The organism is Streptomyces sp. NPDC012637, assembly GCF_042954805.1.
Lineage (GTDB): Bacteria > Actinomycetota > Actinomycetes > Streptomycetales > Streptomycetaceae > Streptomyces.
In genome coordinates this window covers 354,881-367,550 of record NZ_JBIBDS010000004.1, presented here as the reverse complement: position 1 = coordinate 367,550, position 12,670 = coordinate 354,881, and the positions used below count along the sequence as shown (strand labels likewise).

Annotated in this window: 10 protein-coding genes; 4 read left to right on the top strand and 6 right to left on the bottom strand. The window is 72.0% G+C overall.

What is annotated here, in order from left to right; genetic code table 11:
* Positions 1-18 precede the first annotated feature (18 nt).
* The 3 genes from ACFY8W_RS18675 to ACFY8W_RS18665 form a co-directional block, all read right to left on the bottom strand.
* Complete coding sequence (locus ACFY8W_RS18675; RefSeq protein ID WP_391106157.1) at positions 19-771, bottom strand: hypothetical protein; 753 nt, start codon at positions 769-771, stop codon at positions 19-21.
* A gap of 24 nt (positions 772-795) precedes the next feature.
* Positions 796-2,232, bottom strand: a complete 1,437-nt coding sequence (locus ACFY8W_RS18670) for a hypothetical protein (RefSeq protein WP_391106155.1) — start codon at positions 2,230-2,232, stop codon at positions 796-798.
* Between the two features lie 384 nt (positions 2,233-2,616).
* Entirely contained in the window at positions 2,617-3,333 is a 717-nt protein-coding gene (locus ACFY8W_RS18665) for a hypothetical protein (protein WP_391106153.1), read from the bottom strand.
* 63 nt (positions 3,334-3,396) lie between these two features.
* Here ACFY8W_RS18665 and ACFY8W_RS18660 point away from each other — a divergent pair, with 63 nt between their 5' ends.
* Entirely contained in the window at positions 3,397-5,208 is a 1,812-nt protein-coding gene (locus tag ACFY8W_RS18660) for a thioredoxin-like domain-containing protein (protein WP_391106151.1), read from the top strand.
* A 202-nt stretch (positions 5,209-5,410) separates the two neighbouring features.
* Here ACFY8W_RS18660 and ACFY8W_RS18655 read toward each other — a convergent pair whose 3' ends face one another.
* Both ACFY8W_RS18655 and ACFY8W_RS18650 read right to left on the bottom strand, forming a co-directional pair.
* Positions 5,411-6,706: a M18 family aminopeptidase gene (locus tag ACFY8W_RS18655; protein WP_391106149.1), complete on the bottom strand. Its 1,296-nt coding sequence runs from the start codon at positions 6,704-6,706 to the stop codon at positions 5,411-5,413.
* Between the two features lie 171 nt (positions 6,707-6,877).
* Positions 6,878-8,707 (bottom strand): acyl-CoA dehydrogenase C-terminal domain-containing protein, encoded by a 1,830-nt coding sequence (locus ACFY8W_RS18650; RefSeq protein WP_391106147.1) that lies wholly within the window; start codon positions 8,705-8,707, stop codon positions 6,878-6,880.
* A 187-nt stretch (positions 8,708-8,894) separates the two neighbouring features.
* Here ACFY8W_RS18650 and ACFY8W_RS18645 point away from each other — a divergent pair, with 187 nt between their 5' ends.
* The 3 genes from ACFY8W_RS18645 to ACFY8W_RS18635 all read left to right on the top strand — a co-directional run bounded on the left by ACFY8W_RS18645 (position 8,895) and on the right by ACFY8W_RS18635 (position 11,772).
* Complete coding sequence (locus ACFY8W_RS18645) at positions 8,895-9,383, top strand: SseB family protein (protein WP_391106145.1); 489 nt, start codon at positions 8,895-8,897, stop codon at positions 9,381-9,383.
* Between the two features lie 110 nt (positions 9,384-9,493).
* Positions 9,494-10,456: a pirin family protein gene (locus tag ACFY8W_RS18640; RefSeq protein ID WP_391106143.1), complete on the top strand. Its 963-nt coding sequence runs from the start codon at positions 9,494-9,496 to the stop codon at positions 10,454-10,456.
* A 209-nt stretch (positions 10,457-10,665) separates the two neighbouring features.
* Entirely contained in the window at positions 10,666-11,772 is a 1,107-nt protein-coding gene (locus ACFY8W_RS18635; RefSeq protein WP_391106141.1) for an AI-2E family transporter, read from the top strand.
* A gap of 4 nt (positions 11,773-11,776) precedes the next feature.
* On the opposite strand, the gene ACFY8W_RS18630 is transcribed toward ACFY8W_RS18635, so the two are convergent.
* Complete coding sequence (locus ACFY8W_RS18630) at positions 11,777-12,598, bottom strand: MBL fold metallo-hydrolase (protein WP_391106139.1); 822 nt, start codon at positions 12,596-12,598, stop codon at positions 11,777-11,779.
* Between the last annotated feature and the right edge of the window lie 72 nt (positions 12,599-12,670).

The following is a 12,670-nucleotide window of genomic DNA, read 5'->3' as shown; positions in this document are numbered from 1 at the left end:
GACGGAATGCCTTCCCCGTCACGGGAAGAAGTAGCGGGTGAACGGGTCGGGACTGACGCCGAGCTCGGTGCCGAAGGGCGTGTCGAGCTGGTGGATCAGGAGCACCGTGAACGCGATGAAGCCGGACAGGCCCATCACCAGGATGACGTGGGTGCTGCTGCGGTTGAGCCCGAAGAGGAACATGAAGGCGACGGTGAGCACGCCGCCGATGACGAGTCCCGCCCACAGCACGACGGAGAGGCGTTCGCCGGCCGCCGTCTCACGGCCGCGGCGGGCGTCGTCCACGTAGCCGATCTGGGCCAGCACCTCCTGGGCGGCGATCTGCTGGGACGTGGTCCCCTTCCCGCGCAGCTCGCCCGCGGCGCGCAGCCGGTCGAGCAGCGTCCAGCCCTCGCTGCCGAGGGGCGCGCGCTCGGCCATCCTCGCCCACTCGACGTCCACGACGTGGCCGGCGTACGTACGGGCCGCCTCGCGCAGCGGCCGGCGCTGCTCGGCGGGGAGGGCGTCGGCCAGGAGGTACGTCTGGTGCAGGGCGCTGGCCTCGGCCTGGACGCGGTCGTCGGCGGCGGCGCGGTTGTCCCAGACGGAGACCAGGCAGAGGCCGAGCACGAGCGCGTAGAAGACCGACACCATCATCGAGATGTACTCGGCGACGTCCTCGCGTGGCTCCTCGCCCTCCCGCATCGGGAAGAGCCTGGTCTTGACGTACACGGCGACCGCGGCGACGAGGGCGACGGCGAAGATGACGGCGAGGGTTTCCAGCAGGGCCATGGGGTCCGAGGTCTCTCCGGGCGCTCAGTGGTGGCGGCTGCCGAGCAGGGCGGCGGCGACGGCGGCGGGGATGAGGATCAGCAGCAGCGTCAGGACGACGCCGAGCCGCGGGAGTTCGCGGGACCGGCGCTGCAGGCGCGGCAGCAGCCCCTCGTCCCCGGCGGCGGTGACCCGGTCGGGCGGTACCGGGGGCGGCCGGAGGGCGGGCACTTCGCCGGTGGCCGGTGCCTCGCCGGCGCCGACGGCGGCGGGAGGCCGGGCCCCGGCAGGCGGGACGGCGGGTGGCGCCGGTGGCGGGGGAGGCACGAACGGTGCGGGAGGCGGGGCGGCGCCCGGCGGCAGCGCGCCGGCGCCCACGGCGTCGAGGGCCGCATCGGCGAGGGCGGCCGCCGCGGCCGCCGCCGCTGCTTCCGCAGGTGCTGTGCCCGGCGCGCCTGCCGTGCCCGGTGGTACGGCTCCGGCGGTGCCCGGTGTTCCGGATGCGCCAAGGGCTGCCGCGGCACCCGAAGGACCGGCGGCACCCGTCGCGGGACCGGCGGCCCCCGCACCCGTACCCGCCGCTCCCGCCGCCCCCGCCCCCGCCGCTCCGGCGGACGGCGGGGGCCCGGGCCGGGTCCGTACGGCCGGGGGCGCCGACGCGGGCGGCGCGGCCGCGGGCGGCGCGGACAGCGGTGGCGCCGCCGGCGCCGGTGGCGCCGGCATTCGGAAGGCGGCCGACGCGCGGGCCGTGAGCAGCGGCGGCGGGAGGCGTTCGCCGTGTTCGCCCAGCGTCGTGATCCGGTCGCTGCCCTCGGCAAGGCCCGCGCTGCGGTGGTCGCCCGGCCCGCGCCGCACCGTCGCCGCGCAGGCGGCGGAGACGCCCGGCGCGAGGACCGGCACGGTGCACACGAGCCCGCTCGGCGTGGCGGCGAGGGTCCGGTCGGTGAGCCGGATCGCGTGGACGGGCCGGTCGCCGCGGTTGGTGACCGCGTACCGCACGGTGGCCGTGCCCGGCGGCCCGATCCGTACCCCTTCGGTGAGGGCGAGGGCGCCGGCCACGCCGTCGTACGCGGAGCGGGCCGTGGCCGTCGGGCGCAGGCCGAGCGAGGGGATCTCGCCGGTCGCGCGGGCGGTCGCGGCATGGCGCCCGGGCAGGGCCCGGAACCGCGCCGTGCACACCGTCGCGCGGAGCGCCGCGAGCGGCCGTGCCGGGCAGCGGACCAGCCCGCCGGGCACGTCGGGATCCTTGACCCGTACCCGGTGGAGGTCGGCCTCGCCCCGGTTGACCAGGCGATAGCGCTTCACGACCGTTCCGCCGGCCCGTACGGCCGCCTCCGCGGTCGAGCCGTTGACGCTGACGGTCATCCCGAGCGCGCCGTCGCCGGCGCCGCCCGCGAGGGCGGGCTGCGGGCCCGTCGGGGACGGCAGGAGGAGCAACAGGAGTAACAGCAGCAGTAACAGAGGGGCGTGACGGGGCCGCATGACACCTCCCGGCCGAATAGTCGGATGATCGTTCCGGTCGCGCACTGCTCGCCATGCTTGCCATGCCCTCGGCACCCGCCCGGGGCAGGACACGCGCCCGTCCCGCCACCCGGACCCCTCTTTCACCCGTCCGGCGAACCGTGCGGCACTCTTGAACCATGAACGATGCCGCCCCGGCGCCCACCCCGCGCCCGCGCCCCGTCGCGCCCGTCTCCGAGCCCCCGAGCTGATCGGCAAGGGCGGCTGGCTCAACACCGGAGGCAAGGAACTCACCCTCGCTGACTTGCGAGGTGAGTGCGTTGTTGTTGATTTTTGGACAGGTCACATGACCTTCCTCCGGGAGTTCTCGGAGGTCGCGGTGGTCGAGCGTGCCCATTGAGCGTGTCAATCGCCGACTTGGTGTTCCACGCGGTGGCGGATGTACTCGTCCGGGTGGGACCGGGCCATCGCCACCGCCGCTTCCACCAGGTCGTGCAGCTCCGGGGGGTAGGTCGACTTCCGGAGCGACAGACCCGGCAGGATGCAGCGTCGGACATCCAGGTGCTCGTTGCTCACGAACTCGCGCAGAGCAGCTTCATTCCACTCGGCCACCACGGCCGAGCCGTCATCGGGCTCAGCCTGACCGGCAAATCCGGGGCTCTTGGCCCGTACGAGGGGCATCCGTAGGGGTAGGGCTGACCAGTACCAGGCCCGCGCGGCGCCCGCTCGCTCAAGGTCCGTGCCGGTCCGCAGGTACCCGAGCAGCGCGGATTGGACGCGGCTGTGTCCGAAAGCGTTCAGAGCCGGCTCGATGAAACCACGGTTGAAACTCGGGTTGGGATCGTGGACGGCCGCCTTGACGAGTGCGTCGAACGCTGCCTCGGACAGGTCCATGCCTTGGCGGCAAGCCTCACGCAGCGCCGCCCGAGCGCGGTGCTCCCAGGTCAGGGGTCCACCCGGCTGAGGCTCGGGAGTGACGGCGAGCCCGAGGATCCGGACGACCTCCTCCAGACACGTGGCGAATGGCTCCCACTTGTCCTCGGTGCGGTCAGGCAGCGCCATGAAGCTCTGTTCCGTCCGCGCCGTCTCACTGGCAGTCGCCTCGTTCCCGTCTGCAGTCATTCGTCGCTCCCCCCGCCCTATGCGTGTGATCCGACGTTCATACCAGGATGGCAAGCTTGAAGAATGAACGATGCTGCCCCGGCGCCCACCCCCGCGCCCGCGCCCCGCCGTGCCCGTGTCCGTGCTCCCGAGCTGATCGGCAAGGGCGGATGGATCAACACCGGCGGGAAGGATCTGAAGCTCGCCGACTTCCGAGGTCGCACATTGATCTTGGATTTTTGGACCTTCTGCTGCATCAACTGCCTGCACGTCCTCGACGAGCTGCGCGAGCTGGAGGAGAAGCACCGGGACACGCTCGTGATCGTCGGCGTGCACTCGCCGAAGTTCGTGCACGAGGCGGAGCACCAGGCCGTCGTCGACGCCGTCGAGCGCTACGAGGTGCACCACCCGGTCCTGGACGACCCCGAGCTCGCGACCTGGAAGCAGTACGCCGTGCGGGCCTGGCCCACGCTCGTCGTCATCGACCCCGAGGGCTATGTCGTCGCGCAGCACGCCGGCGAGGGGCACGCCAACGCGATCCGCACCCTCGTCGAGGAGCTGGAGGCGGAGCACGAGGCGAAGGGGACGCTGCGCCGCGGCGACGGGCCGTACGTGCCGCCGGAGCCGGTCGCCACCGATCTGCGCTTCCCCGGCAAGGCGGTCCTGCTGCCCTCCGGGAACCTCCTGGTCTCCGACACCACCCGGCACCAGCTGGTCGAGCTGGAGCAGGACGGCGAGACCGTGGTCCGGCGGATCGGGGCCGAGGGCGAGGTGTTCCGCGAGCCGCAGGGCCTGGCCGTCCTCCCGGACGGGAAGGTCGTCGTGGCCGACACCGTGAACCACGCGCTCCGGCTCTTCGACCCGGCCACCGGCGCGGTCGAGCGGATCGCGGGCACCGGCCGCCAGTGGTGGCAGGGCTCCCCCACCTCCGGCCCCGCCCTCGAGGTCGACCTGTCCTCGCCGTGGGACGTCGCCTGGTGGCAGGGCAAGGTGTGGATCGCGATGGCCGGCGTGCACCAGATCTGGACCTACGACCCGGAGACGGGCACCGTCGAGGTCGCGGCCGGCACCACCAACGAGGGTCTGGTGGACGGGCCCGCCGCCGAGGCCTGGTTCGCCCAGCCGTCCGGGCTCGCCGCGACCGCCGACCGGCTGTGGATCGCCGACTCCGAGACCAGCGCCCTCAGGTGGATCGACACCGAGGGGACGGTGCACACCGCAGTCGGCACCGGCCTCTTCGACTTCGGGCACCGTGACGGCGCCGCCGACCAGGCCCTGTTCCAGCACCCGTTGGGCGTCACGGCCCTGCCGGACGGCTCGGTCGCCGTCTCCGACACGTACAACCACGCACTGCGCCGCTTCGACCCGGCGACCGGTGAGGTGACCACCCTCGCCACGGATCTGCGCGAGCCGAGCGACGCGGTCGTGGTCGGCGAGGACGTCGTGGTCGTCGAGTCGGCCCGGCACCGGCTCACCCGGCTGCGCCTCCCGGAGGAGGCCGTACAGGTCGAGTCGGTCGCCCACCGCACGCAGCGCGAGGCCACCGACGTCGCCGCGGGCCGGCTGCGCCTCGACGTGGTCTTCCAGGCCCCGAAGGGCCAGAAGCTGGACCAGCGTTACGGCCCCTCGACCCGTCTCCTGGTCTCCTCGACCCCGCCGGAGCTGCTGCTCTCCGGCGAGGGCAAGGGCACGGACCTCTTCCGGGAGCTCGAGCTGAACCCGGAGCTGACCGAGGGCGTCCTGCACGTCTCGGCGATGGCCGCGTCCTGCGACGACGACCCGGAGAACGAGTACCCGGCCTGCCACGTCCACCAGCAGGACTGGGGCGTCCCGGTGCGGATCACGGAGGGCGGCGCGGCCCGGCTTCCGCTGATCCTCGCGGGGATGGACGCCTGACGGGTGATCCTCGCGGGGATGGACGCCTGACGGACGTGCCCCGGCCGGTGGATCGGCCGGGGCGCTCGCGTCCGAGGGTGCGGCCCGGCCGGCCGGGGCCTCCGGCGAACCGGCCGGCGGGCCGCCTCTTCCGGATCCTGGCCGGGTCCGTGGCCTGTCCGGCACGGCACCTCGCCGCGTTTGCCGTGCCGGGAGGAACGGCCTAGCCCTCCAGGAAGGCCACCAGCGCGTTCGCCAGGTGGTGCGGGTCCTCGGCGCCGCACAGCTCGCGGGCGCTGTGCATCGACAGGCAGGCCACGCCGATGTCGACCGTGGAGATGCCGTGCCGCGCGGCGGTGATCGGGCCGATCGTGGTGCCGCAGGGCATGTCGTTGTTGGAGACGAAGGACTGCCACGGCACGCCGGCCTTCTCGCAGGCGGCGGCGAACACGGCGCGGCCGCTGCCGTCGGTGGCGTAGCGCTGGTTGACGTTCACCTTGAGGATGGGGCCGCCGTTGGGACGGGGGTGGTGCGTCGGGTCGTGGCGCTCGCCGTAGTTCGGGTGCACGGCGTGGCCGACGTCGGAGGAGAGGCAGACCGAGCCGGCGAGGGCGCGGGCCTTGTCCTCGTAGCCGCCGCCCCGCGCGTACACCGAGCGCTCCAGGACGTTTCCGAGCAGGGGGCCGTGGGCGCCGGTGTCGGCTTCGGAGCCGTTCTCCTCGTGGTCGAAGGCGGCGAGGACCGGGATGTACGGCAGGGCCTCGCCCTGTGCAGCGGCGGCGGTGAGCGCGGCGACGCAGGCGTGCACGGAGATCAGGTTGTCCATGCGGGGGCCGGCGAGCAGCTCGCGGTCGCGGCCCAGGTAGGCGGGGGCCTCCAGGGCGTGGACCATGAGGTCCCAGCCGGTCACCTCCTCGGCGTCGACGCCGGCCTCCTCGGCGACGAAGGAGATGAGGTCGCCCTCGTGCACCTGGCCGAGGCCCCAGATCGGCTGCATGTGGCGCTGGCGCTCCAGCTTCATGCCCTCGTTGACCTGGCGGTCCAGGTGGATGGCGAGCTGGGGCACGCGCAGCAGCGGCCGGTCCACGTTGACCAGCTGGTGGGAGCCGTCGCGGAGCGTGAGCCGGCCGGCCAGGCCCAGGTCGCGGTCGAGCCAGCTGTTGAGCAGCGGTCCGCCGTAGATCTCCACGGCGATCTGGCGCCAGCCCTCGCGGCCGAAGTCGGGCTGCGGCTTGACCCGCAGGTTCGGGGAGTCGGTGTGCGCGCCGACGATCCGGAACGGGGTGTGCGGGGCGGCGCCCTCGGGCACGTACCAGGCGATGATCGCGCCGCCGCGGATCACGTACTTGCCGCCTGCCGTCCCCTCCCAGGCGTCGGTCTCCTCGACCTTGCGGAAACCGGCCTTCTCGAGCCGCTCGGCGGCGTTCGCCACCACGTGGTACGGCGACGGCGAGGCCGCCAGGAAGGTCATGAGGTCATCGGTGTGGCCGCGGTCGAAGCGGACAGGTGCGCTACTCATGCCGTTCACCTTACGCAGGTCTCGAAATGCGGACGCGGGCCCGTGGTCCCCCTGTGGACAACCGGCCGGAAAAGCCTGTGGATAAAAACGGAACGGCCCGCTCCCCTCCCCGGGAGCGAGCCGTTCCTTGTGCGGACTCAGGCGCGAACCTGTGCGGTACCTGTGCGGGTACTAGAACGCGGCCTCGTCCAGGTCCATCAGGGAGCCGTCCACGTTCTCGGCGAGAACGCGCTCGGCGGAGACGCCGGGCAGGACGTTGGCGGCGAAGAACTTCGCGGCCGCGATCTTGCCCTGGTAGAAGGCGGTGTCCTTGCCTGCGGCACCGGACGCCAGCTTCTCGGCGGCCACGGCCGCGCCGCGCAGCAGCAGGTAGCCGACGACGACGTCACCGGAGGCCAGCAGCAGGCGGGTGGTGTTGAGGCCGACCTTGTAGATGTTCTTGAGGTCCTCGCCGGTGGCGGTGAGGTCGGTCAGCATCGCGCCGACGATGCCCTCGAGATCCACGGCCGCCTTGGCGAGCGCGTCGCGGGCGCCGGCCAGCTCCTCGCCGCCGGTGCCGACCGCGAGGAACTTCTTGATCTCCTCGGCCAGCGCGTTCAGGGACGCGCCCTGGTCGCGGACGATCTTCCGGAAGAAGAAGTCCTGGCCCTGGATCGCCGTGGTGCCCTCGTAGAGGGTGTCGATCTTGGCGTCGCGGATGTACTGCTCGATCGGGTACTCCTGCAGGAAGCCGGAGCCGCCGAAGGTCTGGAGCGACTGGGCGAGCTGCTCGTAGCCCTTCTCGGAGCCGTAGCCCTTGACGATCGGGAGCAGCAGGTCGTTCAGGCCGTGCAGGGCCTTGGCGTCCTCGCCGGCCGCCTCCTTGATCGCGATCTCGTCCTGGATGGTGGCCGTGTAGAGGACGAGGGAGCGCATGCCCTCGGCGTACGCCTTCTGCGTCATCAGCGAGCGGCGGACGTCCGGGTGGTGCGTGATGGTGACCTTGGGCGCGTTCTTGTCCATGAAGTTCGCCAGGTCGGTGCCCTGGACGCGCTCCTTGGCGTACTCCAGGGCGTTGAGGTAGCCCGTGGAGAGGGTGGAGATCGCCTTCGTGCCGACCATCATGCGGGCGAACTCGATGATGAGGAACATCTGGCGGATGCCGTCGTGCTTGTCGCCGATCAGCCAGCCCTTGGCGGGGTGCTTGTCGCCGAAGGTCATCTCGCACGTGTTGGAGGCCTTGAGGCCCATCTTGTGCTCGACGTTGGTGGCGTAGACGCCGTTGCGGGCGCCGAGCTCGCCGGTCTCCCAGTCGAACTCGTACTTCGGGACGAGGAAGAGCGACAGGCCCTTGGTGCCGGGGCCGGCGCCCTCGGGGCGGGCGAGGACGTAGTGGAGGATGTTCTCCTCCATGTCGTGCTCACCGGACGTGATGAAGCGCTTCACGCCCTCGATGTGCCAGGAGCCGTCCTCCTGCTGGATCGCCTTGGTGCGGCCGGCGCCGACGTCCGAGCCCGCGTCGGGCTCGGTGAGCACCATGGTGGAGCCCCAGCGCTTCTCGACGGCGATCTGCGCGACCTTCTTCTGCGCCTCGTTGCCCTCGTTGTAGAGGATGCCGGCGAAGGCCGGGCCGGAGGAGTACATCCAGATGGCCGGGTTCGAGCCGAGCAGCAGCTCCGCGTAGGCCCAGATCAGCGAGCGCGGGGAGACGGTGCCGCCGATCTCCTCCGGGATGCCCAGACGCCAGTACTCGGACTCCATGAAGGCGTTGTACGAGTTCTTGAAGGAGGCCGGGACCGGGGCGGTGTTGGTCTCGGGGTCGAAGACCGGCGGGTTGCGGTCGGCGTCGGCGAAGGACTCGGCCAGCTCGTTCTCGGCGAGGCGGCGGATCTCGTCGAGGATGCTCTTCGCGGTCTCGACGTCCATCTCCTCGAACGGACCGGTGCCGTACACCTTGTCGCGGCCGAGCACCTCGAAGAGGTTGAACTCGATGTCGCGGAGATTCGACTTGTAGTGCCCCATGGCGACGGCTCCGTAAAGGCTCGGGGAGGCGGATGTCCTCGTGCGCGTACTCGGAATCGGCGTACTACCGGTGAGTAGCCCACGCTCTCTACGATGATGCTACCCACCGGTAATAAAAGGCAACCCCTATCCGGACATCTGTGACGCGGGCCGCACGCCCCGCCCGGGCCTCGATAGGCTGGCCCGCATGTACGGCTACGAGCAGAATCCGGGTGCCCAGCAGCAGTACGGCCCGCCCCCGCAGCAGGGGATGCCGGGCATGCAGCCGGGCATGCAGGGCGGCTACGCCCAGCAGCCCCCGCTGTACCCGGAGCCGTCACCGCCGTCGCTCGCCGACGCGGTGCGGGCCTTCACCACCGGCACCCTCTCCGCCGAGGACTTCCAGCAGATCTTCGCGACCTCGAAGGTCTACTGCCCGCGCGGCGACAACCCGGGCTTCCTGGCGCTGCACAACACCCAGCAGCCGGTCATCCCGATGTTCACCACGCTCAAGGAGCTGCGCCGGTACGCCGGCAAGGAGTCGAAGTACTTCGTCATCACGGGCGCGGAGGTGATCGACCTGCTCCCGACCGGCTACGGCTTCGTCCTCGACATGGAGGGGGACCACCGGATGGTCTTCGACGCGAAGGCCGTGGAGCAGATGGTCGACTACGCGATGCGACGGATGTACGGCTGAGTCAGGCTTGATGCCGAGGCGCCCGGGAGGAATTCCTCCCGGGCGTTTCGTGTTCCGGGTGGCAGGAAGTTCAGAATTCAACTAAACTGGTCGCACAAGGAGGTCCCGCCATGCCTGCCGTGACTGTCGAGAACCCGCTCACCCTGCCCCGTGTCAGCGCAGCCGCCGACGCCGCCGCCCGCCCCGTCCTCGCCGTGACCACGGCGCCCCAGGGCTTCGAGGGCGAGGGCTTCCCGGTGCGCCGCGCCTTCGCCGGCATCAACTACCAGTACCTCGACCCGTTCATCATGATGGACCAGATGGGCGAGGTGGAGTACGCGCCCGGCGAGCCCAAGGGCACGCCCTGGCACCCGCACCGCGGCTTCGAGACCGTCACCTACATCATCGACGGGATCTTCGACCACCAGGACTCCCAGGGCGGTGGCGGCACCATCACCAACGGCGACACCCAGTGGATGACCGCCGGTTCGGGCCTGCTCCACATCGAGGCCCCGCCGGAGCACCTCGTCGTCAGCGGCGGCCTCTTCCACGGCCTCCAGCTGTGGGTGAACCTGCCCGCCTCCGACAAGATGATGGCCCCGCGCTACCAGGACATCCGCGGCGGCCAGGTCCAGCTGCTGACCTCTCCCGACGGCGGCGCGCTGCTCCGCGTCATCGCCGGCGAGCTCGACGGCCACCAGGGCCCGGGCGTCACCCACACCCCGATCACGATGATCCACGCCACCCTGCGCCCCGGCGCCGAGATCAACCTGCCGTGGCGCGAGGACTTCAACGGCCTCGCGTACGTCCTGGCCGGCCGCGGCACGGTCGGCGCGGAGCGGCGGCCGGTCCACATGGGCCAGACCGCCGTCTTCGGCAAGGGCGGAGCCCTGACGGTCCGCGCCGACGAGAAGCAGGACGGACACACCCCCGACCTGGAGGTCGTGCTCCTCGGCGGCCGGCCGATCCGCGAGCCGATGGCGCACTACGGCCCGTTCGTCATGAACACCCAGGCCGAACTCCGCCAGGCCTTCGAGGACTTCCAGGCCGGCCGGCTCGGCACGATCCCGGCGGTGCACGGGATGGGCGAGTAGCACCGGCGCGCCCTCGCAGAGCGGGAGCGGTACGGGCGGGGGGCGGGCGGGAGCCCGGGCCCCGCCTGGCGTCGCCCCGCCCGGCGCCGCCCCGCCTGGCGTCGGCCCGCCTGGCGTCGCCGCCCCCTCCCCGACCGTCCCTGACGTGGCGTCACCCGTACGGCGTCCAGCGCGCGACGACACGCCGGACGGCGTGGTCCGGTGGAGGCGTGTCCACCGACCGCCCCGCCGCCGACCGTCCCCTGCTGCCCGAAGGTGCCCGCCGTACCGCCGCCTGGTGCGCCGTCGCGCTGCTCGTCGCCGGCGTCGCGGCCGTCTTCATCTGGCTGTGCGTGGTCTTCGAGACCGCCGTCACCCCCGTCCTGCTCGCGCTCCTCGGCACCGCGCTCCTCGGCCCCCTCTACCGGCGCCTGCTCCGGATGAAGGTGCAGAAGTCGCTCGCGGCCGGGCTCACCGTGCTCGCCGTGCTCGTGGTGGTCGGCGGCGCCACCTACATCGTGGTCGCCGCGCTCGTCGACACCGGCGCCCAGATCGTCGAATCGCTGCGGCAGGCCGCCGTCGACATCGCCGAGCACTTCGGGGCCGCCGGCACCTCCCTCGACGACCTCGCCAAGAACGCCCGGCAGCTCCTGGAGAGGTTCGGCGGGACCGCCGCCTCCGGGCTGATCTCCGGGCTCAGCGTCGTCGGCCAGATGCTCGCCACCGCCGTCCTCGCCCTGCTCCTCATCTTCTTCTTCCTGCGCGACTCCGACCGCGCCGCCGAGGTGCTGCGCTCGCTCGCGCCGCGCTCCACCGGCGACATGCTGGAGGCCATGGGGCGGCGCGCCTTCGAGGCCGTCGAGGGCTTCATGCGGGGCACGACCTTCGTCGCCTTCGTCGACGCCGTGCTCATCGGGGTCGGACTGCTCGTCCTCCAGGTGCCGGGCGCGGTGGGGCTCGCCGCGCTGGTGTTCGTCACCGCCTACATCCCCTACCTCGGTGCCTTCCTCTCCGGGGCCGTCGCCGTCCTCGTCGCCCTCGCCGACCGCGGCTTCGTCATCGCGCTGTGGGTGCTCGGCGTGGTCCTCGCCGTCCAGGTCCTCGAAGGCAACGTGCTCCAGCCCGTCGTCCAGTCCCGGACCGTGCAGATGCACCCGGCGGTGGTCATGCTGGCGATCACCGCGGGCGCCTCCGTCGCCGGGGTCCTGGGCATGCTGCTCGCCGTACCGCTGACCGCCGCCTTCTTCGGGGTCATCGGGGAGCTGCGCGGCCGGTACGGGAGCCCCGAAGGCCCGGGCTCCGTCCGCGACCTGTCCGGCGGGCCGGGGCCGGGATGAGGTCCTAGGTGGCCGCCGCCGGGGTGCTGCCCGGCTCGAAGGCCTTCAGCATCTGCTCGAGAGCGGCCTGGTCCGGGCCCACGAACGGGTCCGCGTCCGGCGCCATCGCGATCGTCTCCAGCATCGCGTCCGTCACCCGTACGGCCGGCGGCAGGTGCGTGCACAGCACGATCTCGGGGTTCATCTCCCGCAGCGGCTCGATCGACGCCCGGTACTTCGCCTGGTCGACGACGTGCACCCACGGGCTGTCCACCGTCGCCCACAGCAGCTGCGCGGCCCGCAGCTCGTCCGGCCTGAGGTCGTTCGCGTGCCCGCTCTCGGCGAGTTCGGCGGTGGGCATCGGGCCGCCGAAGCAGTCCGAGCTGAAGCAGATCCGGGTCTTGTCGTCGTAGAAGCCGACGGTGGCCGGGTTGTCGAAGAGCGGCGGCCGGAAGGCGCGCAGCATGCGGTCGCCGACGTCGAGGCTCTGGCCGGGGTTGAGGAAGTAGACCCGGTCCATCGGCAGCGGGCGTTCGGTGGTCATGATCCCGGCGCCGATGAACGTGGTGACGACCCGCGCCCGGGGCGCGGCCACCAGCAGGTCGAAGATGCCGCCCGTGTGGTCCCGGTCGGGATGGGTGAGCCAGATCCAGAGGACGTCGGCCGGGTCGATCACCTCGCCGAGAGCGGCGACGAAGTCGCGGTCGGAAACCGAGAGGCCCGTGTCGACAACGACCGGCTCGCGGGCGGTGAGGACGTACGCGTTGACGGGGATATGGCCGATCCCGGGAACCTCCAGGCTGTCTGCCAGGACCGTGGTGTCACTGCCGACCTTGTGGGTATCCATGACGAACTCCGTGGTCCCCCCGGGTGCCTCCAGCGGCCGTACCTCACCAGTCTGCGCCGGGCGGACGCGGGC

What these genes read in the sequence shown, in the direction of transcription:
- ACFY8W_RS18660 (WP_391106151.1), top strand. Translation starts at nt 3,397, where the DNA reads ATGAACGATGCTGCCCCGGCGCCCACCCCCGCGCCCGCGCCCCGCCGT.
- ACFY8W_RS18650 (WP_391106147.1), bottom strand. Translation starts at nt 8,707, where the DNA reads ATGGGGCACTACAAGTCGAATCTCCGCGACATCGAGTTCAACCTCTTC.
- ACFY8W_RS18670 (WP_391106155.1), bottom strand. Translation starts at nt 2,232, where the DNA reads ATGCGGCCCCGTCACGCCCCTCTGTTACTGCTGCTGTTACTCCTGTTG.
- ACFY8W_RS18645 (WP_391106145.1), top strand. Translation starts at nt 8,895, where the DNA reads ATGTACGGCTACGAGCAGAATCCGGGTGCCCAGCAGCAGTACGGCCCG.
- ACFY8W_RS18630 (WP_391106139.1), bottom strand. Translation starts at nt 12,598, where the DNA reads ATGGATACCCACAAGGTCGGCAGTGACACCACGGTCCTGGCAGACAGC.
- ACFY8W_RS18655 (WP_391106149.1), bottom strand. Translation starts at nt 6,706, where the DNA reads ATGAGTAGCGCACCTGTCCGCTTCGACCGCGGCCACACCGATGACCTC.
- ACFY8W_RS18675 (WP_391106157.1), bottom strand. Translation starts at nt 771, where the DNA reads ATGGCCCTGCTGGAAACCCTCGCCGTCATCTTCGCCGTCGCCCTCGTC.
- ACFY8W_RS18665 (WP_391106153.1), bottom strand. Translation starts at nt 3,333, where the DNA reads ATGACTGCAGACGGGAACGAGGCGACTGCCAGTGAGACGGCGCGGACG.
- ACFY8W_RS18640 (WP_391106143.1), top strand. Translation starts at nt 9,494, where the DNA reads ATGCCTGCCGTGACTGTCGAGAACCCGCTCACCCTGCCCCGTGTCAGC.